Origin of the sequence: Amycolatopsis sp. NPDC023774, from assembly GCF_040639695.1 — a bacterium.
Taxonomy (GTDB): Bacteria; Actinomycetota; Actinomycetes; order Mycobacteriales; family Pseudonocardiaceae; genus Amycolatopsis.
On record NZ_JBFAAJ010000042.1, the window covers coordinates 23,079 to 48,335 of the forward strand.

Consider the following 25,257-nt stretch of genomic DNA (forward strand, 5'->3'; position numbering starts at 1 on the left):
CTCTCGCCGAAATTCTACACGAACGTAGTAGCCAGGGTCAGGGCTCGAGCGGCAGCAGCAGCGTGAAGACGGCGGGCCGCGGGCGGGTCACACGCAGCCGTCCGCCTTCGGCTTCGGCCAGGCGGCGCGCGAGCGCGAGGCCGATCCCCGTTCCCCGGGCACCCGGAGAGCGGCGGTGGAACACGTCGGTGCCCGGGGCGATCCCCTCGCCTTCGTCGGCGACGTCGACGGCGAGCACGTCGCCGGCGTCGCGGGCGGTGACCGTGACCGTGCCGGCGCCGTGGCGCAGTGCGTTGTCCAGCAGGACGGTCATGATCTGCCGCACCACCGGGCCGGACAGTTGCGCGCCCGCGACGACGGGTTCCACCCGCAGCACGAGCCCGCGCCCGTGGCCGGCCAGTGCCGGCGCCCATTCCAGTTCGATGGCGGCGAGTTCGTCGGCCGCAGCGGTGGCGTAGCGGACCGGTGGGGTGTCGCGGGCCAGGGCGAGCAGGTCGGTGACGGTCCGATCGAGCCGGCCGGTGGCCGCGACGCCCGCCTTGACCACGTCACGCAGGTCGGCTTTCGGATTCTCCAGCGCGGCCTCCAGCTGCAGGCGAAGTCCGGCGAGCGGCGTGCGCAGCTGATGGGAGGCATCGGCGGAAAAGGCGCGTTCCCGGGCGAGCAGGTCGTCGAGCCGGACGGCGGTGGAGTCGAGGGACTCCCCGACGGAGTCGATCTCGGGGATCCCGGCCCGGTCCGCGCGGATGCTGAAGTCGCCGTCGCCCAGATTCCGCGCGGTCGCCGACAGCTTCTCGAGCGGACGGGCCAGCCGGCGAGCCTGGCGGCGGGCCACCAGGTAGGCCGACAGCAGCGCGACGACGGCCAGGCCCGCCATGCCGAGCCAGGTCAGGCCGGTGTGCCAGTAGACCTCGGTCCGCGCGGTGGCGGCGCGGACGAGCGCGACGACCCTGCCATCGTCGTCGATGGGCACGATCACCACGAGGTCGTCGGGGGTGTCCGCGGTGACGACGCCGTCCGCGCGCGCCGCTTCCCCGGCCTGGGCGAGCGTGGCCGGGCCGGAGCCGGCGAGCAACGCGCCCTGCGGGCTGTAGACCGCGACCGAGGTGGGATCTTCGGTACTCGGCGTCCGGTCCGGGGTGCGGTGGCGCAGAATGTCACCCGAGACGTCGAGCGCGTAGGAGTCGGCGGCGCGTTCCAGCTCGGCGCGCTCTGCCGTGACGAAGTACCGCGCCACGGCGACGGCGAGCGGGACCCCGAACAACCCGATCGCGACCAACGCGGCGAGCACCGTGGTTAGGACGATGCGGCGGCGCACGCGCTCACCCTTCCGGTTCCTCGAGCCGGTAACCGTGCCGGCGCAGGGTGGCGATCTCGGGCATCGGACCCGGCGTGCCGGTGTCGGCCAGCTTGCGCCGCAGCGTGGCGATGTGGACGTCGAGCGTTTTGGTCGAGCCGAACCAGTGCGCGTCCCAGACGTCGGCCATCAGCGTCTCTCGGCTCACGGCGTTGCCCGGCTCCTGCGCCAGCCGCAGCAGGAGCTCGAACTCCTTGGCGCGCAAGGCCAGCTCGGCACCGTCCACAGTGACCCGTCGCGCCGCCGGATCGATCTTCAGCCGGCCGAGGGTGATCTCACCCAGGCTCCGGTCGCTCAAATGGCGCCGCAGGTGCGCCCGCAGGCGTGCATGCAGCTCACCGAGCGGCACCGGCTTGACGAGGTAGTCGTCCGCCCCCGCTTCGAGGCCCACCACCACGTCCATCTCGTCGGCGCGCGCGGTCAGCATCACGATCACGCACGCGGGCAACGCGCCGCGCAGTTCGCGGCACACCTCGGTGCCGTCGAGATCGGGCAGGCCGAGGTCGAGCAGCACCAGGTCGCACGGCTGCTTCGCGGCATCGTGCAGGGCGGTGCGGCCCTGCGTGTGCCACGCGACCTCGTGCCCGTGCTGGGTCAGGCTCGTGCGCAGGACCTCACCGATGGTGCGGTCGTCTTCGACGAGGAGAACTCGGGCCACGCCCCGAGAATATCCACATTCCCGGGTTCCGGTGCGCACCACGATCATTTTGCCTCCCGCTAACCTGAGCCGAATGTATTCTTACCTCCAGCCCCGGTGAAATCGGTTCGCGTTGAGCGGTGAATGCGTTTTTTCCTCTCCCTAACCTGCGGCTTTCCGGGCGTGCACCGGGCCCGGAATAGCTTGCGGACATGTCCGCCGATCAGCTCTTTCCGCATCCGGTTCCGCCGCACCGTCTTCCACCGCAATCGGCGACCCGGCAGCCACCCGCGCCGCCGAGGTCGAAGCGCCGCCGGCGCCGGATCGTGCTGCTGGTGATCGCGGCTGTCCTGGCCTACCCGGCCGCCAGCTACGGCTACGCGCTGACCTATCCCGGCGACGCGAGCGTGCCCGTCCGGACCGTGGATTGGCTGCGGGACATCGGTCTCGGCGGTGTGGTGAACGCCGTCGAGAACTGGTGGTTCACCCGGCACCCGCCGTCGAGCGCGCCGCCGCCGGCCAGGGATCTGCCAGCGCTGGGAGGGCTGGCCGTCAACGGGCCCGGGCCGCGCCCGCGGAACCTGGCCGTCGGCCCGTCCGCGGCGGCCGGTGCGGGCGAATGGCTTCCGGGCGCGCACAGCGGCGGCGGCCAGGTCGCCGAATACACGACGTTCATCCAGCCCGATCCCGCGCACGCGAGTGTCGTGGCCGGAGTAGCGTGGCTGAACCAGTCGCTGGTGCGCACGCAATTGTTCTCCGGCACGAAAGACCCTGGCGGTCCCGGCCCGGCCGCGATTCCCGACGAAATGCGCAGCTCTCTCGTGGCCGCGTTCAACTCCGGTTTCAAGCTGAAGGACTGCAACGGCGGCTACTACCTCGACGGAACCACCGTCGCACCCCTGCACAACGGCATGGCGTCCGTCGTGATCGACGACACCGGGCGCGTCTCCGTGGCCCAGTGGGGCCGCGACGCCACGATGAACCCGCACATCACCGCCGTGCGCCAGAACCTCGACCTCGTGATCGACCACGGCGCCCCAGTCCCCGGCCTCGACCTCAACCCGGCGGGCCACTGGGGCAGCGCGTCGAACCAGTTCCAGTTCACCTGGCGCTCGGGTCTCGGCACCGACCGCGCCGGCAACCTCGTCTACGTCGGCGGCACCGGGCTCACCCTCCACACCCTCGCCGACGCCATGGTCCAAGCCGGCATCCGACAGGGCATGGAGCTCGACATCCACTCGCCGATGGTCATGTTCAACAGCTACCGGCCCGACGCGCCGGGCGTCGGGCCGGACAAGCTCCTGCCCACCATGCCCGCCAACCTCACCCGCTACCTGCAGGCCGACCAGCGTGACTTCTTCGCCACATCGCTCCGGTCCCGTCCGCCGACGGCACCGTGAACTACGACACCGGTGTAGATTCGCGTCATGCGCAGGGGACCTGGTGAGCTCGAGGCCGAGGTGCTGGCCGTGCTCTGGCGGCACGGGGCGGCCTCCGCGGCGGACGTGCGGCAACGGCTCGGCGACGACACGCTCGCCTACACCACCGTGGTGACGATCCTGTCCCGGCTCTACGAGAAGGACGTTGTCACGCGGGAGAAGCGCGGCCGGATGTTCGTCTACAGCCCGGCGGAAGACGCCCCGGGCCTGGCGGCGCGGCGGATGCGCGCGGTGCTCGACGGGGAGGCCAACCGTGAGGGCGTGCTGGCCCGGTTCGTGTCGAACCTGTCGGCCGACGACGAGCAGGCGCTGTTGCAGCTGCTCCAGCACGACCGCAGAGGCGACTGAGACCGTGGGCACCGGCCTGCTCGTTCCGCTCGTCCTGCCGGTGGCGTCGTGGCCGGTGGGGCGCTGGCTCGCGCCGCGCTTGTCCCCTCGTCGTGCGACACAGCTGCTGACGTTTCTCGCGCTGGTGTTCGCCGTGGGCAGCGCCGGCGCGTTGGCCGTGGGTGCGCTCGCCGGTCTGTCGCTGGTGCCGGTGGTCGCCGAACTCGGCGACTTCTCCCCCGCGACGTTCACCGCCACCGTGCCGACGCCGGTGGCCATCGCCTGCTGCGCGCTGCTGATCGCCGCGGCCTTCGCGGCCGTGCGCGCGATCCACCGCCACTGGCGGTGGTACCGGCGGGTGCACGCCGAGCTGGACGAGCATTCCCGCGAAGGCGGGGTGGTGGTCCTGCCGGGCGCGGAGCCCGTGGCCTTCGCCATCGCCGGCCGGGGCGGCCGCATCGCCGTGTCCGCCGGGATGCTCGCCGCGCTCGAACCCGGCGAACGGGCCGCACTCCTGCAGCACGAGCGAGCGCACCTGCGGCTGCGCCACCCGGCCTACGCCGCGGTCGGCGTTCTCGCCACGGCGCTCAACCCACTCGTGCGCCCCCTGACGACGGCCACGAGGTTCGCGATGGAGCGCTGGGCCGACGAAACCGCCGCGTCCGGGGTCGGTGACCGGCGCGTGGTCGCGACGGCGGTGGCCAAGGCCGCGCTGGCCGACCGCGGCCGCGGCTCGTACGCGCTCGCCGCCGGGGGCGGGCCGGTGCCGCAGCGGGTGCGCGCGCTGCTCGACACCCCCGCGTCACCTCCGCGCCGCCGCGGCGTGCTGACCGGGATCGCGGTCGCCGTGGTACTCGGCTGCTGCGGCTGGTCCGTCGGCGCCGGGGCGCAGGCCGCGATCGCGTTGCACACCGACATCGAAGCCGCCCAGCAGGCCTCGTGCGCGTCCCACTCCGTGCTCGCGCAGCGGTCCCACCACAAGACCGCGTTCCGCGCAGCCAGCCAGGATCGCCGGGAGTGCGCCGAGCGCTGAGCGCCACGAACCGACAGTGGACGCGGCGACGTCCGAGTCGTGTAACAGGATCGTGCCACCGGGGCGAAGTCCCTTGTGGACTGTCGTGACCACCGACGCCGGAGTCGCGCGGGCGGCCCAGTCGAACCCCCAGGCCGTCCACAGCACGGGCCGCAAACCCAGCTTCCGCGCCGCGACCAGCGAACCGGCGGAGAACACCCCGTAGGGCGCGCGCAGCCACCGTGGCCCGACGCCGGCGACGTCGGTGATCAGCTCGACCGTCCGCGCGAGGTCGTCGTGCAGAGCCGACGGGGAACGGCGCAGGAAACAGCGGTGGTCCCAGCCGTGCACCGCGAGCTCGTGCCCGGCGGCGACGATCTCGCGCCCGAGCTCTGGGCACCGGGCGAGCTCCCACCCGAGCACGAAAAACGTCGCCCGCGTCCCGGTTTTCGCCAGCAGGGCCAGGAAATGCGGGGTCGAGCGCCGGTGCGGGCCGTCGTCGAAGGTGAGCGCCACGTGGCCGGGGTCGCCCACCCCGGCGAACGCGTCGGGACGCAGGGGCGGCAGGAACAACGCGGCCGGGGCGGCGTGCGCCACGAGCGCGCCCGCCGCCGCGACGCGGATCACCCGGCCACCTCGATCGGCAGGGCCGGCACGGCCGGCCCGGCTTCACGAGCGAGCGCGGCACGCAATGCCGGGCCGAGCGCGTCGGGCGTCCGGACCCACGGCACGGTGCCCTCCTGATCCAGCACGGCGGCGTTGGCGCGGCCGTGACCGGGCAGGCAGCGATACGTCAGCACCGGCAGCCCCGTCGCGAGGGCTTCGGACGTCGTGAGCCCGCCCGCGTTCTGGACCACGAGGTCGCACGCGCGCATCAGGTCCGCCATCGGGTCCACCCAGCCGAACACGTGCCGGAGGCCCGCGTTGCGCAGGCGTTCGCGCAACGCGTCGTTGCGGCCGCAGACGACCACGGGCTCGGCCGAACCGTCGGCGCGCAGGTCGGCCACCGTCCGTTCGACCTCGCCGACGCCCCAGGACCCCGAGACGACCAAGGCCAGCGCGCGATCCGCGGGCAGCCCGTGCGCGAACCTCAGCCGCGTCCGTTCGGCCGCTCCGGCCACGGGCCGGAACGCGGGCGCGACCAGTGGCGGCGCGACCAGCACCCGCGCCGCGCCCCAGGCTCGCGCCTGCTGTGCCGCGGTCTCGTTGGGTGCCACGGTCAGATCGGCCTGCGCGCTGACGCACAGGCGATGCACCGACGGATCCGTCAGGTACGCCACCAGCCCCGGCGCGAGCCGCCCGCGCGCCCGCAGGTGCGCCGCCGCGTGGGTCGCGAGGGGGTAGGTCGACACGACCAGCCGGGCGTCGTCGCCCACCACCTCGGACAGCCCGGCGGACGCGAGCGCCGCGAGCCGCTGAGCGAGCGCCGCGAGCGCCGGTGAGCCGAGTGCTCCCAGCAGCCAGTCCCAGCTGCGCGGGGCGACCTGCAGCTGCCGGTGGTAGGCGCCGCACAGCGTCTGCCCGAGCCGGCCCGGCAGCAGGTCGAGGAAGTCGACGCGGTCGGCGCACACCCCGCGCTCGGCCAGCCATCGGGCGAGCTCCCGCGCCGCACCGTCGTGCCCGGCGCCGACCCGCGCGGACACGATCACCACTCGATCGCCTTCGTAAATTTCTACAGGCATGTAGTAAATCTACATTCATGTAGTCAGTCGAGGCCTCCGGGTGCGCCCGCGCCTGTTTCGTCCGGTCTCCGGCGCCCGCACGAGCGGTGCGGGCGCCGGCCCCGCTACCGGTCGAGTTCCGGCAGCACGCGGGTGCCTTCAACGCGCACCGCGGCGAGCGAGCGCGGGTCGAGGTGCAGCAGCCGCAGGATCGTCGGCGCGATCTGCGTGGTCTCCACCGCGCCTCCGACGCTCCGCCCGCGGCCGGTGCCGCTGACGACCAGGGGGACGGACCGGTCGTCGGCGGCGGCCCCGCCGTGTTCGGCGATCTTCGACTGCCCGCCGGTGAACACGACTCCGGGCACGGTGAGGCCGACGAGGTCGGGCACGCGGTCGTCGCCGGGGCGCACGCCGAAGTAACGCGCGGCGTCCGCTCCCGCGTGGACGGTCGTCAGTCCGGAGTGGACGAACGGCTTCGGCGCGCCGGTGACCCCGTTGCCGGTGCCCGACTGCGCGAGGAGGTAGTTCTTCGCGAACGTCGTGGCCGCGGCCGAGCGGTCGGTGAGCCACAGCAGCAGCGCGTCGTCGTCGGTCGACTGGGCCACGAGGTCGGCCGCGCCCGGGTGGGCCTCGCGCCAGGCCGCGTTGAGACCGTCGAGCAGCGCGCCGTCGTCGATGCGGGTCAGCGCGTTCGGGTCGATCGGCGACTGGCCGTGCTTGGCGGACAGCACGATGGTGGTGCTCTGGTCGAGGCGGCGGCGCTGGAGCTCCGCGGTGAACGCACCGAGCTGCCGGTCCACGAAGTCCAGCGCCGAGCGCACGACCGGGCCGGGTGCGCCGCCGGCGGTGTACCCGCCGGCCTGACCGCCGGAGACGGGCAGCTTCTGCGCGGTCGACACCGACTGGAAGTTCAGCCCGAACACCGCCGGTGTGTCGACCTTCGTGGTGCCGCTGTGGTCGTAGCCGTCGATCTCGTTGAGCACCGCGCGGGCCTTGTACGAGTCGTACTGCTGGGTCGCGGCGTTGTCCGTGGTCCAGTCCCCGCCGGCCGGTCCTCCGGGCACCTGGCTGTTGATCTCCGGCGTGAACAGGTCCTGCACGCCGGTGCCGGATGGGCCGTTCAGCAGCTCGTAGGCGGGGTGCTTGTCCGACCACGCGGTGCGCAACCCGGCCTGGCGAGCCACCTCGAAGACCGTGTTCACCTGAAGGTACTGGTGCGGGTAAACGGGTTTGCACGTGCGGGGGTCGACCGGCAGCTTCGCCGGGTCGATGAGCGTGCGCGGGTTCCCGGTCATCTTCAGCACGCTGCCGGGCAGCCCGGCGAGGCCCTGCCCGGCGTCGACGGAGTTCTTGTCGAGGTCCAGATCCTCGGTGTAGTCCACTCCGGTGCCCGGCTTCACGCCGGCGCAGTTCGTGGTGCCCGCGGGCAGCAGCGCGTGGTTGTAGGTGGCGTCGTAGTACACGCCGGTCGTCGCCGGGTTGCCGCCGGTGACCTGGGCGACGAGGCCGGGGAACGAGTCCGAGGGCACGGGCGTGTTCGCGTGCGTGTACTGCGTGCCGTGCGCCACCAGGCTCGCGAGCGCCGAGTGCGGATGGGCCGCGGTGTACCAGGCGAGGTCCGACTGGTGCATGCCGTCGACCGAGACGAGCAGCACGTGCTGCTGCTCGGGCTGCGCGGTGGCGGCCGGGGCGACGGTCGCGAACAATCCCGCGGCGGCGAGAAGGGCGAACAAGGGTGTGCGGGTTCTCGACACGGATCTTCCTCCTGTTGTCCGGCATCCGCCGACTGCGGCGCCCGGGGTATTCCAGGCCCTCGAAGAGGACTCCGGGGAACACGCGAAAGAACAACGCGTGAACTGGCTTTCCCGCCACAGCAGGAAAATCGGCGACAAGGTACCGCTTCGAAGGTTAGCCGAAGGTTTACCCGCGGCAATTTTTCCGCAAGCGGAAAACCGGCAAAATGAGCATCGGGAACACCGGCGGAACAATCATTCCGACGTCCCCGAGCACGTCAGCACATGGGAGGATTTCCCCATGACGACAGCGGAACTGAGCGGCGGCGGTCCGCGCACCGGCCGCCGCACCGCGAGCAAGGTCCCGGAGGTCACCGCGCTGTTCTGGGTGATCAAGGTGCTCACGACGGGCGTCGGCGAGACGACGAGCGATTTCTTCGCGCACAACGTGGATCCCGTGATCGCGGTGGCCGTGGCGGGATTCGTGCTCGCCGGTTCCCTCGTCGCGCAATTCGTCTCCCGCGCCTACCGCCCGTGGCTGTACTGGACGACCGTGGTGCTGGTGAGCGTGTTCGGCACGATGGCCGCCGACGCCGCCCACGTCGGCTTCGGTGTGCCGTACGCGGTCTCGACGACGGTGTTCGCGATCGTGCTCGCCGCGGTTTTCCTGCTGTGGCACCGGCTCGAGCGGACCCTGTCCATTCACGACATCACCACGCCGCGGCGCGAGGTGTTCTACTGGCTCACCGTCGGCACGACCTTCGCGCTCGGCACCGCGCTCGGCGACCTCACCGCCACGACCCTGCACCTGGGTTACCTCGGTTCCGGGGTGGTGTTCGCGGTCGTCATCGCGGTGCCGCCGCTGGCCCGGCGCCTCGCCGGGCTCGGCTCCGTCGCGACGTTCTGGGCCGCGTACGTCGTGACCCGGCCGCTGGGGGCCTCGTTCGCCGACTGGCTGGGCGTCGGGCCCGACCGTGGCGGCGTCGGGCTGGGCACCGGTCCCGTGAGTGTCACCCTGCTGCTGGTGATCGCGGCATTGGTCGCCTTCCTGGGCGTGACGCAGGCGTCCGGCCGACGGGCCCGGTAAGGCCATGCGCATCGCGTTCGTCACCGAGACCTGGCTGCCCTCGACCGACGGGATCGTGACCCGGCTCGTCGCCACCGTGCGCGAACTGCACGCGCGCGGCCACGACGTCCTGGTGATCGCCCCGGAAGCCGGCGGCCCGAGCGCGCTGGCCGGCGCGCGGGTGCGCACGGTCCGGGCGGCCGGCGCGAAGTTCCGCACGGTCTTCACCGGCATGCTCCACGGCGACGCCCTCGCCGAGGCCTACCGCACGGCCGACCTGTTCGTCTTCCCGTCCACAACGGACACGCTCGGGCTTGTGCTGCTGGAAGCGCTCGCCAGCGGCCTGCCCGTCCTCGCCGTCGAAAGCCCGGCGGCGCGCTCGACGCTCGCCGGCACCACAGCCGCCGAGTTCTTCCCCATCGACCGGACCGCCGACCTGCCCGCCCACGCCCGCGCCCTGCTCAGCGGCGACCACCGCGCCGAGGCGCGCCGCCACGCCGCCGGATCCGGGTGGGACACCGCCACGGAACACCTGCTGGCACTCTACACCGAGACACTCAGCTCGGCCGGCCGCTGCCGGACCGGCGCCGTTCGCCGCGCACACCGGGCGGGGTGAAGGAGCGGTTCGCCCGCCCCCGCTTCCGGATCGGCCGCCGACATCGAGGCAAGCCGTGCGCCAACGAAATCTTGCCCGCCGCTGACGTCATCCACTGTGGAGTAACGAGACAGCGTTCGGTTAACCCTGCTCGAACCGGCTCCTGAGCCGCACCGGCCTAACCTCGGTGCATGCGGGGTTCGCCACGTCCTCAGCGTCCCCACAGGAGGTGCCAACGAGGGTGACCGCGAACCCCGAAGGCAGGCAAAGGAGATCCCGTGGTGAGCCCCAGTCCCCCGGCCGTCCTCGACGCGCGAACCCCGATCGCGCCGGGTCCGCGGCACCTGCCGGCGCGGACCCGGTTGGCCGTCGCAGTGGCCCGGTTCGCCGCGGCGGTTTCCCGCAGGCTGGGGCTGGGCGCCGGTGGCGTGATCGGCGGGCGGATCGCGCTCCGGCTGGACCCCGGCGTGCTGCGGCGGCTGAGCCGGAATCGCACCGTGGTGCTCGTGACGGGCACCAACGGCAAGACCACGACGGCGCTGATGCTCAGCCGAGTGCTGGAGACGCTGGGCGAAGTCGCGGGCAACGGCGACGGCGCGAACATGCCCGACGGAGTCGTCGCCGCGCTGGTCGCCAAACCGGAGGCGCCCGTGGCGGTGCTCGAGGTCGACGAGACCTACCTGTCCGGCGTCGCGGCGCAGGTGCGGCCTTCGTGCCTGGTGCTGCTCAACCTCAGCCGCGATCAGCTGGACCGGGTGGGCGAGGTCCGCACGATCGAGCGGGAGTTCCGGGCGATCTCCGCGGCGCTGCCGGACACCACGGTGGTCGCCAACTGCGACGACCCGCTCGTCACCTCCGCCGCGCTCGCCTCAGCGCGGCCGTTGTGGATCAGCGCGGGGCCGGGATGGCACGCCGACGCCGTGGCGTGCGCCCGGTGCGGACAGGCCATCCACCGTGACGACGCCGGCTGGCACTGCGTGTGCGGCCTCACCCGCCCGGATCCACTGTGGACCCTGCGGGACGACACGGTGGAAACCGCGGACGGCACCACGGTCACGCTCGACTTGCGGCTGCCGGGCCGGGCGAACGCCGCCAACGCCGCCGTCGCGGTCGCCACGGCCGAGCACCTCGGGGTGTCACCCCACGTCGCCGTCGCCCAGTTGCGCGCGATCGGTGGTCGCCGCCGGTGAGCGCGCGACCGACGTGGCCGTCCGCCTCACCTACGCCGAAGTGCGGCACACCGCTGTGCCGGCAGCCTTTCGCGGCCCTCACGTCGCTGCCGCCGGGGCCCGTCGAGTTCGTCGCGAACTACACCGCCTTCCGCGAGGCACAACAGCACCTCGGCCATGCCTGACTCGGCGCTGCGCATCGGCCTGGTGCTGCCCGACATCCTCGGCACCTACAGCGACGCCGGCAACGCGCAGGTCCTGCAGCGCCGGACCGAGTGGCGCGGCATCGCCGCCACCGTCACGGAGATCCGCCACGGCGAAATTGTGCCGTCGTCGCTCGACCTGTACCTGCTGGGCGGCGGCGAAGACGACGCCCAGGCCCTCGCGGTCGACCACCTCCGAACCCACCCCGGCCTGCGGCAGGCGGTCGCCCGCGGCGCGGTGGTGTTCGGCGTCTGCGCCGGCTTCCAGATCCTCGGCACGGAGTTCACCACCTCCGACGGAGTGACCCGCACCGGGTTGGGGCTCCTCGACGCCGTCACGACCCCGGGCAAGCGGCGCGCGGTGGGCGAGGTCGTCGTCGACGTCGCGGCCGAGCTCGGCACCGAACCGCTCACCGGCTTCGAGAACCACCTCGGCCGCACGCGGGCCGGTACCGGCAGCCGTGTCCTCGGATCCGTGCGCGCGGGCACCGGCAACGGGGACGGCACCGAGGGCGCCCTCACAGGCCGCGTGCTGGGAACCTACCTCCACGGCCCGGTCCTGGCCCGCAATCCCGCTCTCGCGGACCTGCTGCTGGGCTGGGCGCTCGGTTCGCCGCCCTCGGCGCTGCCCCTGCCCGAAATCGGGGCCCTGCGCCAGGAACGGTTGCGCGCCGCGAAACGCGGCCCGCGCAGGTAAGCGAACGGCAAAGCGTTGTGCCGGAAGTTTGCCGGCTCCGTGCCAGACTGCCGCCGTGCCGTCAGCAGACACCGGACGGCTGCCCATGCCCGAACCTCACCTGCTGCGCGCGGCCCGGCTGGGCGATCTGGCCGACTGGCTCGCCGCGCAGCTCGGAGCTTCGATGCTGGCCGAGGACGCGCCCGAACCCGACCCGTTGACGCTGGCCGCCTGGCACGCGAAAGCCCTGCAGCGCGTGGCCGAACTGCTCCCCGACGGGGATCTTCGCGATGCGCCGATCCTGCGTGAGCGGAGCCTGAACGATCTGCTCGCCCGCGGCCAGGGCATCATCGCCGCCGCGACGGAAGCCCTGGCTGCGGAAGGCTTCGCGCGACCCGGAGACGGTCAGGCGGACAGCACGCCCGAGGCCAGCGCGGCCAGCAGCGCGACCCCCACGACGACCCGGTAGATCACGAACGCCGTGAACGTGTGCCCCGCGACGAACTTCAGCAGCCACGCGATCGTGGCGTACGCCACGACGAACGACACGACCGTCCCGACCACGAGCGGCAGCACCTCGACACCGCCGCCGAGCGCGTCCTTCAGTTCGTAGAAGCCGGCGCCGGTCAGGGCCGGGATCGACAGGAAAAACGACAGCCGCGTGGCGGTGACCCGGTCCAGGCCGCGGAGCAGGCCGGTCGAGATCGTGGCGCCGGAGCGGGAAAAACCGGGGAACAGCAGGGCGAGGATCTGCGACGAGCCGACCAGCATCGCGTCGGTGAACGTGGACTCGACCTCCCCGCGTTTGCCCGTTCCGAACCGGTCCGCCACCCACATGATCGCGCTGCCGGCCAGGAGCGAGATCGCGACGACCCACAACGACGCGAGCGGTCCCTTGACCAGCGACTGGAACAGCAGGCCGACGACGACGATCGGGATCGTGGCGAAGATGACCCACCACGCGAACTTGTAGTCGTGTTCCTGGCGCGCCCGCACGTTGACGAGCCCGCGCCCCCACGCCGCGGCGAACCGCACGATGTCGCGGAAGAAGTACACCAAGACCGCGGCGATGGCACCGACCTGGATCACCGCGGTGAACCCGACCACCGACTGATCGTCGACCGGGATGCCGAGCAGCCCTTCAGCGATCTTCAGGTGCCCGGTGGAGGACACGGGCAGGAATTCGGTCAGCCCTTCCACGATCCCGAGGATCACGGACTGGCCGAGGTCGATCGCGCTCAACGCGTTTTTCCTTTGCTGACAGTGCTGACGGTGCCGAGGGTACTGAGGGACGGGAACATCAGGAGCCGGCTCCCCGACGCTCCTTGCGGCTCTTGAGCACTTCGAGCACCAGCGGGATCAGCGAGACGATCACCACGAGCGCGATGATGGGGAGCAGGTACTGATCGATCCCCGGAATGCTCGCCCCGAGAAGATACCCGGCGACCGTGACGCCGACCGACCACAGTAGCCCGCCGAGGACCTGCCACAGGGTGAACGTCCGCGCGGGCACGTCGAGGATGCCCGCGAGCGGGTTCAGCACCGTGCGCACGACCGGGATGAGCCGGGCCAGCACGATCGCCTTCGCGTGGCCGTAGCGGGTGAAGAGCTCTTCGGCTCTGGTCATCCCGCGGTGCAAGTGCGCGTTGCTCGTGCGCGCCAACAGCGCCCGGCCCCCGCGGCGACCCAGCACGAACCCGGTCTGCGCCCCGAGCAGCGCACCGGCGACCGCGGCCACCAGCACGAGCGGCAGGGAAAGGTGGACGGTGGCCGTGGCGCTGGTGGTACAGAACAGCCCGGCGGTGAACAGCAGCGAGTCACCGGGCAGGAAAAACCCGATCAGCAGGCCGGTTTCGGCGAACAGGACGAGGAACACCCCCGCCGTGCCGAGGCTCGAGAGCCACGACGTCGCGCTCAACGGGTTCATGCGGGAGACCGCCTTCCGCGGTAGTCCAGATCTTCGACAGGCATGTAGTATTTCTACACCATTGTCGTTTTACGAAGTGATCAGCCCGAGCCCTCTGGACGCACCGGGCTCAGGCGTCGGTCCCGACGCCGGTGAGCCGCCGCCACTCGCGGTCCCAACCCCGGGCACGGAGGTGGTCGAGCCACCATCGCGCCGTCACGTAGACGAACGCGACCGCCACGACCAGGCAGAACTCGACCGCGACGCCGTACACGGTCCACGTGCCACGGACGCGGCGCGTGCCGAGCGAGCCCCCGCTGCCGGCCGTCTGCGCGGCCGGCGGGCCGGGGAACACCTTCGCCGTCACCTGGTAGCGCACCCCGGCCCGCGAATCCGCCGCCCGATCCGCGGCGAAGACCGACGAAGCGAGCCCGAAGCAGATCGGCACCGACCCGAAAAACGCCGCGCTCAGCACCAGGATCAGCACCGCCTCGATCCGGTCCCAGATCCGCACCGAGGGCCGCCGCCGCACGGCCGGGCGCACCAGCCGGAGGAAGCGGGACACCGGGGCGAGGGCCGAACGGGTCGAATCGGGAACTGCCATGATCCGAGAGTGCCTGGGCCCGCAACCGGTGTCCGCCAAATTGGCCGCGATTTTGCTGCGCCCTGGCCGAATCCGATGCTCGGTCGCGGCGATGTCCCGGCCGAGCCCGTCGCCCCGGCCCGCCCACGAACGTCACGCGACAGACGGTTGGCACCGCTCGGTTTCCACCGGCCGCGCCTCGCCGCAGGCGTGGCGGTACACGGAGACGAAGCTTTCGAGCGTGCCGGCGAGGTCGTGGCGGGCCACCAGCGCCCGGCCGGCTGCGCCCATCGACGCGCGGGCGCCGGCGTCGCAGGCCAGCTCGTCGAGGCGGATGGCGAGGGCGTCGACGTCGCCGGGTGGGTAGAGGTGGCCGTTGACGCCGGGATGCACGAGGTGCGGCAGGGCCATGGCGTCGGCCGCGACCACCGGCAGGCCGGCCGCCATCGCTTCCATGGTGGCGATGCTCTGCAGCTCGGCGGTGCCGGGCATGCAGAAGATCTGGCAGCAGGCGTAGATGCGGACCAGGTCGGCGTCCGGGACGAAGCCGTGGAAGCAGACGCGGTCGGCCACACCGAGCTCGGCGGCGAGGCTCTCGAGCGCGGGACGGCACGAGCCGTCGCCGACGATCTCGGCGAAGCAGCGGCAGGCGGGCGACGGCGCGGATGAGTTCGTCGACGTTCTTCTCGGCGCCGAGGCGGCCGACGAACAGCACCGCCACGTCACCCGTGGCGGGCGTGGCGCGCTCGGCGTAGTGGGCAAGGTCGATTCCGCACGAGATGACGCTGACGGGACGTTCCAGCCCGTTGCGGGCCAGCAGCTCGGCGGCCCGGGGCGTGGGTGTCGTGACGGTCCCGACGACGCGGTACACGCGGACCAGGTCGCGCCAGCCGACACGGATCAGCGCGCGCCGGACCGCCTGCGGCAGCCGGACGTAGCCGAGGAGGTTCTCGGGCATGAAGTGGTTCGTCGCGACGGTCGGGATGCCCCGGCGGCGCGCGGCGGCCAGCAGGGCGCGCCCGACGGAGAAGTGGGACTGGACGTGGACGACGTCGGGCCGCACCCGGTCCAGCACGTCCTCCGCGGCCCGGCGGGCACCGCCGGGGGTGCTGATCCGGAACGTCGGGTGGAAGGGCGTCCCGAAGGCTCGCGCGTCGTGGACGGTGAGGCGGCCGTGGTCCGTGTCGTCGCTGCGGGCCGGGGGCGCAGCACGTGCACGTCGTGCCCGAGGCAGGCCAGGCCGTGGGCGAGCCGGGCGGTGAAGTGGACGGCGCCGTTGATGTCGGGCGGAAACGTGTCGGCGCCGAGCAGGATCCGGAGTCCGGAGGTGGGGAGCGGGTCGGGCATGGAAGGTTCCTTATCGGGTTCGGAGGGACCACTGAGAGAGCCGGCCAGCACGAGCACACCGAGCACGGCGGCCAGTGCCAGGACCAGGCGGGCGACGGCGAGCGCCGGCCCGAGGTGAGGTGCTTCGCCGTAGAGCAGCTGGTCAGCGGCGACGGCGGTGAGCGGGTCGAGCACCGTCGTGGCGGCGACCACGACGGCGGTGGGCCCGGCGGCGTGGGCTTGCTGGAGCAGCCAGCCGCCACCGGCGATCAGCGCACCGCCCGCGAGCGCGAATCCCGCCGCGGCCGGCAGGTGGGGCAGGCTGAGCGCGGCCGCCCGCATCACCGCGGCGCCGAGGCCGAACAGCACCGCCGCGGCGGCTGCGCGCCCGAGGCAGCGCGCGCGGCCCCGGCAGGCGAGCCCCGCCGCGGCGACGGCCGGGCCGGCCAGCACGGCGAGCACGACGGCGCTCGTGGTGATGTGCGCGTGCGGGGCCGGCGCGGACGCCGAGGTGAGCACGAACCAGGCGACGGCGACGCACACGATCGCGGCGGCCACGCGGATCCGACGTGAGGTCACCGCGCCTTGCCCGGCGAGCACGGTCAGCACGAGGCTGAGTACGCCGAGCGGCTGCACGATGGCCAGGGGCGCGAGCGACAACGCGGTCAGGTGCAACGCGGTGCCGGTGACTCCGAGGAGGACCCCGGCCTGCCACGTCCGCGACCGGGCCAGCCGCGTGAGCCTCACCCGGCCCGCGCCGCTGCGGGTCTGGACGGCGTCGTGCTGCAGGGCAACGGATCCCGCGAAGAAGCAGGCACCGAGCAGGGCGAAGGCGACGGCGAGGAGGGTCATCGGGCCGCCGTCCGCACCACGAGCGCAATGGTCACCAGCGTGCCGAGCTCCGCGGCGAGCGCGATTCGTTCGAGCAGTCCCTGGGGCAGCTCGGAGACGAACTGCGCGATCCCGAAGGCCGCCGCCGTGGTGAAGGCGAGCCGGCCACACGAGCGGACCCGCTGCGCGTGGCGCGACCATCGGTGGTCCGCGCGCAGGAGCCGAACCAGCGCACGGCAGGCCAGCGGGAGACACGCGAAGAGCACGGCGCCGCCGAAGCGGTGGATTTCGCCGTGCACGGTGACGACGGTGGTGCTGGGGTTTTCCTGGAACAGCAGCACGAGAAACAACCCGGCGACCCACAGTCCGAAGAGGACGGACACGGCGCGGTCCCGTGGCAGCCCCGCCAGATGGGCCGCCACGACGAGGGCGATCCCGCCGGCAAGCACGAGCAGCACCGCGATCGTGAACAGGGCCCGGCCCGAGCGGTGCAGCGCGTAGTCGCTGACCGGGTCGCGGAACGGGTCGACCCGGTGCGCGAACCCGATGCTCAACCCGCCAACCAGGGTCAACGCGGCCGTCCACAGCCCGATCGCGGTCCACGCGATCGGGCTGATCCGAGCGGACCGGGGCGAAGTGGTCGTCACTGCGCCCACGATCGTGAGCCCGGATGAGGAAATGATGAAGATCGAGCCCGGTTTGGCTAAGAATCCCGCACGGGCGCCGCGCACGGCAGAGCCAGCTCGAAACGAGCCCCGCCGCGCTCACCGTTCGACGCGCTCACCCGACCGTGGTGCTGGGCGACGACCTGGTGCACGATGGCCAGCCCGAGCCCTGAGCCGGGTTGTGAACGAGCGGACGCGGCCCGGTAGAAGCGTTCGAACACGTGCGGCAGGTCGGCGTCGGGGATGCCTGGGCCCTCGTCGGTCACCACCAGATGCGCCTCACCTGACCCGCCGGTGAGGGTGACGGTCACGGTGCCGCCGGGAGGGGTCCACTTGGCGGCGTTGCCCAGGATGTTCAGCACGGCGCGCTCGAGCGCGGCCGGCCGGCCCCGGACCACGGCAGCGTCGGCGGACAGGCAGTTCCCAGAGCCCGAGGTCGGCCAGGGTGTGCTCGACGCCCTCCGAATCGCGGGCGACCTGCACGGCGCCGCCGGCCGGACGCGCGGCGATCCAGACGCGGTAGCGGTCCGACCCGATCTTGTCGACCTCGGAGCCGACCGAGATCGTCCCGGCGGCGACTTGGCGCGCCTGCGCGCCGACCGGAAAGGCGCTCACTTCCCCGGCGGCCGCGGTGGGCGCGCCGGAGGCATCGACGAACTGGACGGTGAGGCCGATGCCGTGGCCCGGGTCCGCGCTGCGCCCGTCGTGGTCGGCCGAGCGCAACGTGGCCAGCGCGTCGGCCGGCGACGCGGATTTCGCAGCCACCTGAGCGTAGGCCTGCAGCTGGGCGTCGAACTGCCGGTACAGGCTCGCCTGCGTCACCAGCCACGAGGTGAGCGACACGGCGACCACCGCCACGGCCACTGCCGCCACCGCCAGCACGGTCAGCCGGGCCCGCAACGTCAGGTCCGGGAGCCGCCGTCTCACAAAGGGTCCTCACGCAACACGTAGCCGACACCGCGCACCGTGTACAGCAGCCGTGGCTCTCCCCCGGCCTCGAGCTTGCGGCGCAGCGAGCCGACGTAGACGTCGAGGCCGTTGGACGCCGCGCCGAAGTCGTATCCCCAGACCTGTTCGAACATCACCGCGCGGGTCAGCACGTGGCGCGGATTGCGCAGGAAGGTCTCCAGCAACGAGAACTCGGTGCGGGTGAGGCGAAGCGGCATCGACCCACGAGTGACCTCCCGGGTCGAGGAATCCAGCACCAGATCGGCGAACGACAGCGGTGGCGGCAGCTCCGTCGCGGCGGAGGCGTAGTCCGTGCGGCGCAGCAGCGCGCGGACCCGGGCGAGCAGCTCCTGCAACGCGAACGGCTTGACCAGGTAGTCGTCGGCCCCGGCATCGAGGCCAGCCACCCGGTCGTCGATGCCGGTGCGGGCCGTGAGCATCAGGATCGGGACGTGGTTTCCTTCGGCCCGCAGCAGCCGGCAGCTGTCGATGCCGCCCAGGACCGGCATCGTCACGTCGAGGATCACCCCGTCCGGCCGCTGCGACCTGACCAGCTCCAGCCCACGCGCCCCATCCGACGCGACCGACACCGTGTAGCCCTCGAACCGCAGGGTGCGCGACAGCGAGTCCCGCAGCGCGGCTTCGTCATCGACGATCACGACGTGCACTCGCGCCTCCGGGTCTCTTCCCCCGCAACTACCGACGCGTGGCTGAGCGGACCGCCAGCTGTTGATTAGTGGCCGGTTAAATCCGCTTGCGAAGTCGTTGACCTCACTCGAACCTCCCGTTGATCGTCGGCAACCTACAGTCGAGCCGTGCAGCCGACGGCGGAACCGGAGACCGGCGGCCGGGCGCTCGCCCCGGCCGTCGCCGAGGTCGCGACGCTGGTTTTCCTGCTGCTGGCGGTCTCGGCGACCGGGATTCTGCCCTGGGCGAAGGGATTCGACCTCGACGTGCACTCGTGGCTCGTCGCACACCGCTCCTCAACGGTAGTCTCGTTCGCCGCGGCCCTGACGAGCAGCGCGTCTTCGGCGTTCGCCGTGCCGGCAGTGTTCCTCGCCGCGATCGCGCTGACGCAAGGCTCGCTCTGGACGCGACTGACGCGAGCCGCTTTGGTCACCGGGGTGGTCGGGCTGGGCATGTTGTGCCGGTTCGGGCTCTCCGCGCTGATCGCGCGGCCGCGTCCTCCCGAGGCCGACTGGGCGGTGAGCGCGTCGGGCCAGTCGTTCCCCTCGGGCCACACCTCGGATGCGATCCTGGCCGCGGGCGTGCTCGCGTGGCTAGCGGCGCAACGGCTGCGCGACCGGCCGGTCCTGCGCTCCACGTTGTGGATCATCGCGGGCACCTACGTGGTGGCGATCGCGTGGACCCGGGTGTACCTCGGCGTCCACTGGCCCACCGACGTGATCGGCAGCATCGCCTTCGGAACCGCGTGGCTGTGCGGCCCTCTCGTCGTGCGCCGGGCCTTGCTGTCCGCCGGCCGTTCCTGGCGCGAAGCCGACGTCCGGCCACGACTAGCCGCAGCGAGGAGCCGGCGACGGCACCGGTAGCAGCCGAGTTCCCGCCCGCCGCAGCACATCTAGGGTTCGGCGGCTCGTGGGATCCTCGACCACCACCTCGTCAACGGGCCCGATCAGCAGCTGCGCGATAAGCCACGTAGCCTGCTGCACGCCGCCCGTGATGAGGATGTTCTCCCGCGTCGTCGCCATGCCCAATGCCGCGTAATACCCAGCAACCGCGTCGCGAAGCGTCGGCAGCCCGGCGGGAGGAACCCGCCGGCCGCGACATGGCCCATCAGCCGGCGTCGATCGAGGCCCGCGATCGCCTCCGCGACGATCGGCAGCCCCGGCAGCGCTCCGCGGGCGATGTCGTAGGACGCCAGGGAGTCCGGGCCGAGGACCGTCGCGACGCTCGAGTCCGCACCGATCGCCGCGAAGCCTTTCCGGCGCACCCGGCACCCTGAACTCTGGAAGAACTCGACGACGTCCGCGGCCACCAGTGCTTCATAGGCCTCGGTGACTGTGCTTCGGGAGACGCCGAGCGCCTCGGCCAGCTTGCGCTGCGAGGGCAGCAGCACCCGGTCGGTCAGGTGGCTGTCGGCGCGCGAGACAGGCCGCGGTCGTTGCTCGGCCATCGCCGAGCACCCGCGTGAGGCGGGTGGGCTCGATCCGCCCTTCCGACGGTGGCATCCGGTCCTCCTCCCGGCAAGACGGTACCTACTGGTCGATCACGGATCCGTCGACACTGAGCCTCGCCTTGATCGGCCGCGGTACGTAGGGCACGCGCTCGGTCACGTTCGGATGCAGTTTCACCCCGATGCCCGGGCTCGCGTCGACAAGGAGGAACCCATGGCCGTCGTACCCGGGCTGGCCCGTGACTGGTCGCCGTCCGGGCGATCGGCCAGCAGCGAGTGCCAGGTGCGGCCCGGGTACCCGACCAGGGCGAAGTTGGAGATCGCGGCGGCGATCTGCAGCGACGCGGCCGTAAGGACCGGGCCGAGCGGATTGCGCGGGACCACTCCGACGTGCTGCGCCTCTGCGAGCGCGGCGATCTTCTTTGCTCCGGTGATCCAGCGCTACAACCGGGTGGACGCACCGCGTTGTCCGCGCGTCGACAAGGTCGAACACACCACCCTGATCGAGCGCGTGGTTGCAGACGTCGAGGCCGAGCTTGCCGCCGTCGAACACGGAGAACGCGGGTGACCTGTCCGGCCGGGCGAGACCCAGCGGTGCTCCTCACTCGTGCAGACGCCTCCCCGCTCCGTGTCAACGCCGCTAATGACATGTTGCTTGAACAGCCACTTCGTTCAGAAGGCAGAACAGTCCTACCAAAACCGCCATCGCCGCGTGCTCGTTGCACGTTCGCGACCAGCCGACCGTGTCCACCCCCATCACCTGGGAAGAAGTCACAGCCTGCACCCAAGCAGGCCAGCTCGTGTTCACCGCCGACGAGGTTCTCGATCGCGTCGACGAGGTTGGCGACCTTCTCCGGCCTCTATTCGCCACCACCGCGCCGTTGCCCGAGCAATCGAATGGATGAACTGTATGCCGCTGGGTCACATGGCTGAGCCCGCGGCTTAACCGGCTGCGAAGAAGTCGAGGTAGGCCTGGGCCAGCGCGGCCGGATTTTCCCACGCGATGTTGTGACCGGACGCGGGAATGACGATGCTGCGAACGTCGCGGGCCACCTGCACGAGCTGCTGGGACACCGCGTCCCCGAGGTAGGCCTGCGCGCCGACGGCCAGGACCGGGCAACTGATCGGGTCGGCGTAATGCGGGCGGTTCTGTTCGGTGTCGGTCTGGCGGGCGCGATACATCTCCAAGATGGCCCGGGTGCCGCCCGGCTGCTCGGCCGAGTGCACTATTTCGTCGACGTCCTACTCGGCCAGCGCGGTGGGGTCCCACATCTGGCGTCGGGCGTACCAGGTCCAGAACGGCCGTTCCCGCCCGGCCAGCAGCAGCTCGGGCACGTGCGGCAGGCTGAAGAAGCTGAAGTGCCAGCCGGTGCGGACGTCGTCGGCGGCGAGCGAAGGGTCGGGTCCGCCGCCCGGCAATCCCGGACCGGCCGGCAATCCCGGCAGAAGCGTTTCCTGGAACACCAGCTGCCGCACCCGGGGCCGGTGGAAGGCCGCGACGGCGTAGGCGATGGCCGCGCCCCAGTCCTCGCCGGCGACGCGGAACTGCTCGAAGCCCAGGTGGGTGGCCAGGTCGGCGACGTCAGCGGCCATCGTGGCGGTGTCGTAGCCGGTCAGGGGGCGCTGGGAGCCGCCGGCGCCGCGGTTGTCGACCGCGATGACGGTGTAGTGCGGGGTCAGCAGCGGCACGACGTGGCGCCAGTACGACATGGTCTTCGGCACGCCGTGCACCAAGAACACCGGCTCGCCGGCCCCGCCGATCGCGTAGTGGATCTCCACGCCGTTGACCTTGGGCTTGCCGTGTGTGAGCTGGACTCCGGCGTGATCGGTGAGGTTCATCTCGGCGAACTCCTTCTTCTCGTCGACCGGGTAGGCGCCGACCGGGTGGTGGATCTTTCAGAGCGGCCGCGGCGGCCGTTGGGTCGGCGTCCACGGTCGGCATGGAAGTGTCATTCGGTATAACGGCGCCTTCGTTCCTGCCGATGTCGCCTGCGGCGCACCTGTCACAGATGGAGTGCATCTGACGATCAGATGGTTGCGCCGTGGGCGCACCGGCGGCCGCCATTTCCGAGGTGGCAGGACTGGGTTGGATTACAGGCGCCGGTTAGCTGCCCGCGGTGTGGATGCGCAGCAGCTGGTCGGCGAAGCGCCGTGCGGCCGGACTGGTCTCGCCCACCGAGGGCAGGATCAGGTAGATGTGCCTTTCCAGGCGCACGCCCTCAACCGCGATGAGCCGCAGAACGCTGTCGGGTGCGGTCAGCACCGGGTACTGCAGGCCGGCTGGAGCGAAGCCGATACCGACGCCTGCGCTGACGAGCTCGAGAAATAGCTCCCAGTCGCCGACCTCACAGACGATCCGGCGCGGTATGCCTTCGCCGGCGAACGCGGCGTCGCTCAACAGGCGACCTGTCCACCCTGTGGGTACCTCGACGAACCGCTCGTTGGCGAGTTGTCTGATCTGGACCTCAGCCTGCTCCGCCAGGCGGTGATCAGCACGGCAGACGAGGTGCAGCGGTTCTCGCGCCAGGCGAGTCATCCGCAGGCCCGGGACCTGGCTGACCGCGGGGCCGATCACGCAATCCAGTTCTCCCGTCTCGACCATCGAGATCATCGTCAACGCGGGCGCGTACTGCAGGCGCAGGTCCATACCGGGATGTTCCTGGGTGAACTCGCCGAGATAGGAAATAAACGGCACCAGATGCTGAGTGGAGTGAGAGACGCCGATGCGCAGTGTGCCGATGAGCACGTCACGGGTGTGGTGTACGGCCTCTTCCGCCTGCGCAGCGCTGGCCAAGGTCCGGCGAGCCGGGCCCACCAAAGCCTCGCCGGCCGCGGTGAGCCGGACGGGCCTGGTTCCGCGGACGTAGAGGGACGTACCGAGTTCGCGTTCGAGGGCCTGGAGTGAGTTCGACAGGCCTGACTGCACGATGAGCTCCCGCTTGGCGGCGCGGGTGATGCTGCGTTCCTCGACCAACGCCAAGAAATGACGTAGCTGTCTGAGTTCCATCGGACACCGCCTCTTGGCCTGAATCGCAGCATATCTGGACAGTGTCATCTGTCAGGCAGATGCAATGTATCTGTGCGCACTGCCGCCGGACCGGCATCGAAGTTCTGACGGGCGTGGTTGACGCCGACGAGCCAGTAAGGAACACAGTCAGGACAGGAGATCCGCCCATGGCAGACCACTCGACGAATCGCGCCGCGCCACTGCCCGCTGCGGGCGGCTCGCGGCGAGCCGTGTTCGTCATTTCGCTGATCTGCGCCGCCCAGTTCGTGCTGCAGCTGGACTTCAGCATCGTGAACGTGGCACTGCCGTCGATCCAGCGGGAGCTAGGCATGCCCGCGGCGGAGTTGCAATGGATCGTCACCGGGTACGCGCTGGCGTTCGGGTCGCTGCTGCTGGCGGGCGGTCGCCTGGCGGACCTGCTCGGCCGGCGGACGGTGCTGGCCGCCGGCCTGGCCTTGTTCGGGATCGCGTCGCTGGCCTGCGGGCTCGCGCAGTGGCCGATCATGCTGATCATCGCCCGGATCGTGCAAGGCGCGGCCGGGGCGATGGTCTCCCCGGCCGCGCTGTCGCTGCTAACGACGACCAACGCAGAAGGGGCCGCGCGCAACCGGGCACTGGCGATCTGGCAGGCCACCACCGCCGCGGGCGCAACCGCCGCGGTGGTGGCCGGCGGGCTGCTCACCCAGTACTTCGGCTGGCGGGCGGTGTTCCTGATCAACCCGCCGATCATCGCCATCATGCTCGCGCTGGTCCCGCGGCTACCGGCCGGGAAACGGTCCGATGGCGGCAGCGTCGATGTGCGCGGGGCGCTGCTGGTGACCGCCGGCGTCGCGGCGCTGATCTTCGGGCTCAGCAGCGGGCAGCAGCACGGCTTCACCGCGCCCGTGACCATCATCGCTCTCGTCCTGGCGGTGCTGCTGAGCACGGGCTTCGTGTTCGCCGAAAAGCGGTCGGCGGCCCCGATGTTGCCTCTGTCGATCCTGGCGGAGCCGGCCCGGCGGGCCGCGATCGCGGCGATGCTGCTGATCGGTGCCATTCTGGCCGGCTACGTGTACTTCGCGTCGCTGTACATGCAGAAGGTGCTGGGGTTCAGCCCAGTGGCGACCGGCCTGGCGCTGGGCCCGTCGACCGTGACCGTGGTGCTTGTCTCCACCCTCGGTACCCGCCGGCTGCTGGCCCGGTTCAGCACCAAGGCCGTCCTGCTGGCCGGACTGGCCGGCATCGGCGCCGGGCAGCTGTGGCTCGCTCAGATCACCGCCGGGGCCAGCTACCCGGCGGCGGTGCTGCCGGGGCTGGTGCTGACCGCGGCCGGGGTCGGGCTGGCGCTGCCGACCGCGTCGATCGCGATCACCAGCGGGGTCCGGGCCAGCGACCAGGGACTGGCCGGGGCGCTGTTCACCACCAGCCAGCAGACCGGCGCCGCGGTCGGCCTCGCGATCCTCGCCACCGCGGCCGCGGCGGCCACCGACGGCCACGGCGGCTCCCTGGTGGATGGCTACCGCCTGTCGTTCCTCATCGCGACCGGTCTCGCAGTCCTCGCCGCGATCATCGTCGCGCTCCAGCTCAGCACGAAACCTCGCCGCGGTGAACCCGGGCACCAGCAGGCTGGCCCCGGCGCACCGCCCTCCGCGCCGCCCGCCCCGCAGCTCGGGGTGCGCAGGTAGCTGTACACGGTTTCGCGGCTGATGCCGAACTCGGTGGCCAGCAAGGATTTCTTCTCCCCGGTGGCGGCCCGCTCCCGCAGCTCGCGGGCCTGCTCGGCGGTGACCGCGGGTTTGCGGCCGGTGTAGGCACCGCGGGCCTTGGCCGCGGCCATGCCCTCACGCTGCCGTTCGAGGATCAGGGCACGCTCGAACTCGGCGAACGCGCCCATGACCGACAGCAGCAGGGTGGCCATCGGCGAGTCCTCGCCGGTGAAGGTCAGGTGCTCCTTAACGAACTCCACCACCCCAACCGGACACCATGTCGCCGCATTTCGCCAG

Annotated in this window: 29 protein-coding genes and 4 pseudogenes; 12 read left to right on the forward strand and 21 right to left on the reverse strand. The window is 71.7% G+C overall.

Annotated features, from left to right (window positions below; translation table 11 throughout):
- Positions 1-37 precede the first annotated feature (37 nt).
- A complete protein-coding gene (locus AB0F91_RS42375) occupies positions 38-1,318 on the reverse strand; it encodes a HAMP domain-containing sensor histidine kinase (RefSeq protein WP_360607370.1) in 1,281 nt (426 codons plus the stop codon).
- A 4-nt stretch (positions 1,319-1,322) separates the two neighbouring features.
- Positions 1,323-2,015, reverse strand: coding sequence for a response regulator transcription factor (locus AB0F91_RS42380; RefSeq protein ID WP_360607372.1), 693 nt, complete (start codon positions 2,013-2,015; stop codon positions 1,323-1,325).
- A gap of 314 nt (positions 2,016-2,329) precedes the next feature.
- On the opposite strand from AB0F91_RS42380, the gene AB0F91_RS42385 reads away from it, so the two are divergent.
- From AB0F91_RS42385 to AB0F91_RS42395, 3 genes are read left to right on the forward strand one after another with little or no spacing between them, the layout of a single operon-like run.
- The gene (locus AB0F91_RS42385) at positions 2,330-3,394 is read left to right on the forward strand and encodes a hypothetical protein (RefSeq protein WP_360607374.1); all 1,065 of its coding nucleotides are present in this window, start codon (positions 2,330-2,332) and stop codon (positions 3,392-3,394) included.
- A 27-nt stretch (positions 3,395-3,421) separates the two neighbouring features.
- Entirely contained in the window at positions 3,422-3,781 is a 360-nt protein-coding gene (locus AB0F91_RS42390; protein ID WP_360607376.1) for a BlaI/MecI/CopY family transcriptional regulator, read from the forward strand.
- A 4-nt stretch (positions 3,782-3,785) separates the two neighbouring features.
- The gene (locus AB0F91_RS42395; protein WP_360607378.1) at positions 3,786-4,793 is read left to right on the forward strand and encodes a M56 family metallopeptidase; all 1,008 of its coding nucleotides are present in this window, start codon (positions 3,786-3,788) and stop codon (positions 4,791-4,793) included.
- A 159-nt stretch (positions 4,794-4,952) separates the two neighbouring features.
- Here AB0F91_RS42395 and AB0F91_RS42400 read toward each other — a convergent pair.
- The 3 genes and pseudogenes from AB0F91_RS42400 to AB0F91_RS42410 form a co-directional block, all read right to left on the reverse strand.
- Positions 4,953-5,399: pseudogene (locus AB0F91_RS42400) on the reverse strand (polysaccharide deacetylase family protein); the annotation flags it as partial.
- Positions 5,396-6,454: a hypothetical protein gene (locus AB0F91_RS42405; protein ID WP_360607380.1), complete on the reverse strand. Its 1,059-nt coding sequence runs from the start codon at positions 6,452-6,454 to the stop codon at positions 5,396-5,398. The gene AB0F91_RS42405 and the pseudogene AB0F91_RS42400, both read right to left, overlap by 4 nt.
- 104 nt (positions 6,455-6,558) lie before the next feature.
- Positions 6,559-8,187 (reverse strand): alkaline phosphatase family protein, encoded by a 1,629-nt coding sequence (locus tag AB0F91_RS42410; RefSeq protein ID WP_360607382.1) that lies wholly within the window; start codon positions 8,185-8,187, stop codon positions 6,559-6,561.
- Between the two features lie 280 nt (positions 8,188-8,467).
- Here AB0F91_RS42410 and AB0F91_RS42415 point away from each other — a divergent pair, with 280 nt between their 5' ends.
- The 5 genes from AB0F91_RS42415 to AB0F91_RS42435 all read left to right on the forward strand — a co-directional run bounded on the left by AB0F91_RS42415 (position 8,468) and on the right by AB0F91_RS42435 (position 12,344).
- Positions 8,468-9,253: a hypothetical protein gene (locus AB0F91_RS42415; RefSeq protein WP_360607384.1), complete on the forward strand. Its 786-nt coding sequence runs from the start codon at positions 8,468-8,470 to the stop codon at positions 9,251-9,253.
- A 4-nt stretch (positions 9,254-9,257) separates the two neighbouring features.
- The gene (locus tag AB0F91_RS42420; RefSeq protein WP_360607386.1) at positions 9,258-9,848 is read left to right on the forward strand and encodes a glycosyltransferase; all 591 of its coding nucleotides are present in this window, start codon (positions 9,258-9,260) and stop codon (positions 9,846-9,848) included.
- 260 nt (positions 9,849-10,108) lie between these two features.
- A complete protein-coding gene (locus tag AB0F91_RS42425; protein ID WP_360607388.1) occupies positions 10,109-11,017 on the forward strand; it encodes a Mur ligase family protein in 909 nt (302 codons plus the stop codon).
- Between the two features lie 156 nt (positions 11,018-11,173).
- A complete protein-coding gene (locus tag AB0F91_RS42430) occupies positions 11,174-11,896 on the forward strand; it encodes a glutamine amidotransferase (RefSeq protein WP_360607390.1) in 723 nt (240 codons plus the stop codon).
- Positions 11,897-11,951: 55 nt separating this feature from the next.
- On the forward strand, positions 11,952-12,344 hold the full coding sequence (locus tag AB0F91_RS42435) for a hypothetical protein (protein ID WP_360607392.1): 393 nt from the start codon (positions 11,952-11,954) through the stop codon (positions 12,342-12,344).
- Here the strand turns inward: AB0F91_RS42435 and AB0F91_RS42440 are convergent.
- The 9 genes and pseudogenes from AB0F91_RS42440 to AB0F91_RS42480 form a co-directional block, all read right to left on the reverse strand.
- Positions 12,281-13,117 (reverse strand): undecaprenyl-diphosphate phosphatase, encoded by an 837-nt coding sequence (locus tag AB0F91_RS42440; protein WP_360607394.1) that lies wholly within the window; start codon positions 13,115-13,117, stop codon positions 12,281-12,283. The two genes, AB0F91_RS42435 and AB0F91_RS42440, sit on opposite strands and share 64 nt — an antisense overlap.
- Positions 13,118-13,175: 58 nt before the next feature.
- The gene (locus AB0F91_RS42445; RefSeq protein ID WP_360607396.1) at positions 13,176-13,802 is read right to left on the reverse strand and encodes a DedA family protein; all 627 of its coding nucleotides are present in this window, start codon (positions 13,800-13,802) and stop codon (positions 13,176-13,178) included.
- 109 nt (positions 13,803-13,911) lie between these two features.
- Positions 13,912-14,385: a hypothetical protein gene (locus AB0F91_RS42450; protein ID WP_360607398.1), complete on the reverse strand. Its 474-nt coding sequence runs from the start codon at positions 14,383-14,385 to the stop codon at positions 13,912-13,914.
- A 132-nt stretch (positions 14,386-14,517) separates the two neighbouring features.
- Positions 14,518-15,090, reverse strand: coding sequence for a glycosyltransferase (locus AB0F91_RS42455; RefSeq protein WP_360607400.1), 573 nt, complete (start codon positions 15,088-15,090; stop codon positions 14,518-14,520).
- 91 nt (positions 15,091-15,181) lie between these two features.
- Positions 15,182-15,598: pseudogene (locus AB0F91_RS42460) on the reverse strand (glycosyltransferase); the annotation flags it as partial.
- A 940-nt stretch (positions 15,599-16,538) separates the two neighbouring features.
- Complete coding sequence (locus AB0F91_RS42465) at positions 16,539-17,168, reverse strand: DUF998 domain-containing protein (RefSeq protein WP_360607402.1); 630 nt, start codon at positions 17,166-17,168, stop codon at positions 16,539-16,541.
- 56 nt (positions 17,169-17,224) lie between these two features.
- The gene (locus tag AB0F91_RS42470; protein ID WP_360607404.1) at positions 17,225-17,584 is read right to left on the reverse strand and encodes a sensor histidine kinase; all 360 of its coding nucleotides are present in this window, start codon (positions 17,582-17,584) and stop codon (positions 17,225-17,227) included.
- Positions 17,466-18,113, reverse strand: coding sequence for a hypothetical protein (locus tag AB0F91_RS42475; RefSeq protein WP_360607406.1), 648 nt, complete (start codon positions 18,111-18,113; stop codon positions 17,466-17,468). The genes AB0F91_RS42470 and AB0F91_RS42475 overlap by 119 nt, the downstream gene beginning before the upstream one ends.
- Positions 18,110-18,802 (reverse strand): response regulator transcription factor, encoded by a 693-nt coding sequence (locus AB0F91_RS42480; protein WP_360607408.1) that lies wholly within the window; start codon positions 18,800-18,802, stop codon positions 18,110-18,112. The genes AB0F91_RS42475 and AB0F91_RS42480 overlap by 4 nt, the downstream gene beginning before the upstream one ends.
- Before the next feature lie 147 nt (positions 18,803-18,949).
- Here AB0F91_RS42480 and AB0F91_RS42485 point away from each other — a divergent pair, with 147 nt between their 5' ends.
- A complete protein-coding gene (locus tag AB0F91_RS42485) occupies positions 18,950-19,684 on the forward strand; it encodes a phosphatase PAP2 family protein (protein WP_360607410.1) in 735 nt (244 codons plus the stop codon).
- Here the strand turns inward: AB0F91_RS42485 and AB0F91_RS42490 are convergent.
- From AB0F91_RS42490 to AB0F91_RS42500, 3 genes are all read right to left on the reverse strand, one after another.
- Positions 19,649-19,849 carry a hypothetical protein gene (locus AB0F91_RS42490; RefSeq protein ID WP_360607412.1) on the reverse strand — a complete coding sequence of 67 codons (201 nt, stop codon included), beginning with the start codon at positions 19,847-19,849 and terminating at the stop codon, positions 19,649-19,651. The two genes, AB0F91_RS42485 and AB0F91_RS42490, sit on opposite strands and share 36 nt — an antisense overlap.
- The gene (locus AB0F91_RS42495) at positions 19,768-20,268 is read right to left on the reverse strand and encodes a GntR family transcriptional regulator (protein WP_360607413.1); all 501 of its coding nucleotides are present in this window, start codon (positions 20,266-20,268) and stop codon (positions 19,768-19,770) included. Before AB0F91_RS42495 ends, AB0F91_RS42490 begins: the two co-directional genes overlap by 82 nt.
- A 174-nt stretch (positions 20,269-20,442) precedes the next feature.
- Positions 20,443-20,652, reverse strand: a complete 210-nt coding sequence (locus tag AB0F91_RS42500; protein ID WP_360607415.1) for a hypothetical protein — start codon at positions 20,650-20,652, stop codon at positions 20,443-20,445.
- A gap of 46 nt (positions 20,653-20,698) precedes the next feature.
- Between AB0F91_RS42500 and AB0F91_RS42505 the strand changes: the two genes are divergently transcribed.
- Both AB0F91_RS42505 and AB0F91_RS42510 read left to right on the forward strand, forming a co-directional pair.
- Positions 20,699-20,836, forward strand: a complete 138-nt coding sequence (locus tag AB0F91_RS42505) for a hypothetical protein (protein WP_360607417.1) — start codon at positions 20,699-20,701, stop codon at positions 20,834-20,836.
- A 124-nt stretch (positions 20,837-20,960) separates the two neighbouring features.
- A pseudogene (locus tag AB0F91_RS42510) lies at positions 20,961-21,173 on the forward strand (ATP-dependent DNA ligase); the annotation flags it as partial.
- Between the two features lie 37 nt (positions 21,174-21,210).
- On the opposite strand, the gene AB0F91_RS42515 reads toward AB0F91_RS42510, so the two are convergent.
- The 3 genes from AB0F91_RS42515 to AB0F91_RS42525 all read right to left on the reverse strand — a co-directional run bounded on the left by AB0F91_RS42515 (position 21,211) and on the right by AB0F91_RS42525 (position 23,275).
- On the reverse strand, positions 21,211-21,450 hold the full coding sequence (locus AB0F91_RS42515; RefSeq protein WP_360607419.1) for a hypothetical protein: 240 nt from the start codon (positions 21,448-21,450) through the stop codon (positions 21,211-21,213).
- Between the two features lie 60 nt (positions 21,451-21,510).
- Entirely contained in the window at positions 21,511-22,107 is a 597-nt protein-coding gene (locus AB0F91_RS42520) for an alpha/beta hydrolase (RefSeq protein ID WP_360607421.1), read from the reverse strand.
- A gap of 265 nt (positions 22,108-22,372) precedes the next feature.
- The gene (locus tag AB0F91_RS42525) at positions 22,373-23,275 is read right to left on the reverse strand and encodes a LysR family transcriptional regulator (RefSeq protein WP_360607423.1); all 903 of its coding nucleotides are present in this window, start codon (positions 23,273-23,275) and stop codon (positions 22,373-22,375) included.
- A 167-nt stretch (positions 23,276-23,442) separates the two neighbouring features.
- On the opposite strand from AB0F91_RS42525, the gene AB0F91_RS42530 reads away from it, so the two are divergent.
- Positions 23,443-24,939 (forward strand): MFS transporter, encoded by a 1,497-nt coding sequence (locus tag AB0F91_RS42530; protein WP_360607425.1) that lies wholly within the window; start codon positions 23,443-23,445, stop codon positions 24,937-24,939.
- On the opposite strand, the pseudogene AB0F91_RS42535 reads toward AB0F91_RS42530, so the two are convergent.
- A pseudogene (locus AB0F91_RS42535) lies at positions 24,927-25,257 on the reverse strand (recombinase family protein); the annotation flags it as partial. The gene AB0F91_RS42530 and the pseudogene AB0F91_RS42535 sit on opposite strands and share 13 nt — an antisense overlap.

Excerpts from the sequence above, each read along its gene's own strand:
- AB0F91_RS42390 (WP_360607376.1), top strand. The coding sequence starts at position 3,422 with ATGCGCAGGGGACCTGGTGAGCTCGAGGCCGAGGTGCTGGCCGTGCTC.
- AB0F91_RS42405 (WP_360607380.1), bottom strand. The coding sequence starts at position 6,454 with ATGCCTGTAGAAATTTACGAAGGCGATCGAGTGGTGATCGTGTCCGCG.
- AB0F91_RS42415 (WP_360607384.1), top strand. The coding sequence starts at position 8,468 with ATGACGACAGCGGAACTGAGCGGCGGCGGTCCGCGCACCGGCCGCCGC.
- AB0F91_RS42420 (WP_360607386.1), top strand. The coding sequence starts at position 9,258 with ATGCGCATCGCGTTCGTCACCGAGACCTGGCTGCCCTCGACCGACGGG.
- AB0F91_RS42430 (WP_360607390.1), top strand. The coding sequence starts at position 11,174 with ATGCCTGACTCGGCGCTGCGCATCGGCCTGGTGCTGCCCGACATCCTC.
- AB0F91_RS42445 (WP_360607396.1), bottom strand. The coding sequence starts at position 13,802 with ATGAACCCGTTGAGCGCGACGTCGTGGCTCTCGAGCCTCGGCACGGCG.
- AB0F91_RS42450 (WP_360607398.1), bottom strand. The coding sequence starts at position 14,385 with ATGGCAGTTCCCGATTCGACCCGTTCGGCCCTCGCCCCGGTGTCCCGC.
- AB0F91_RS42495 (WP_360607413.1), bottom strand. The coding sequence starts at position 20,268 with ATGGCCGAGCAACGACCGCGGCCTGTCTCGCGCGCCGACAGCCACCTG.
- AB0F91_RS42515 (WP_360607419.1), bottom strand. The coding sequence starts at position 21,450 with ATGTATCGCGCCCGCCAGACCGACACCGAACAGAACCGCCCGCATTAC.
- AB0F91_RS42520 (WP_360607421.1), bottom strand. The coding sequence starts at position 22,107 with ATGAACCTCACCGATCACGCCGGAGTCCAGCTCACACACGGCAAGCCC.
- AB0F91_RS42525 (WP_360607423.1), bottom strand. The coding sequence starts at position 23,275 with ATGGAACTCAGACAGCTACGTCATTTCTTGGCGTTGGTCGAGGAACGC.
- AB0F91_RS42530 (WP_360607425.1), top strand. The coding sequence starts at position 23,443 with ATGGCAGACCACTCGACGAATCGCGCCGCGCCACTGCCCGCTGCGGGC.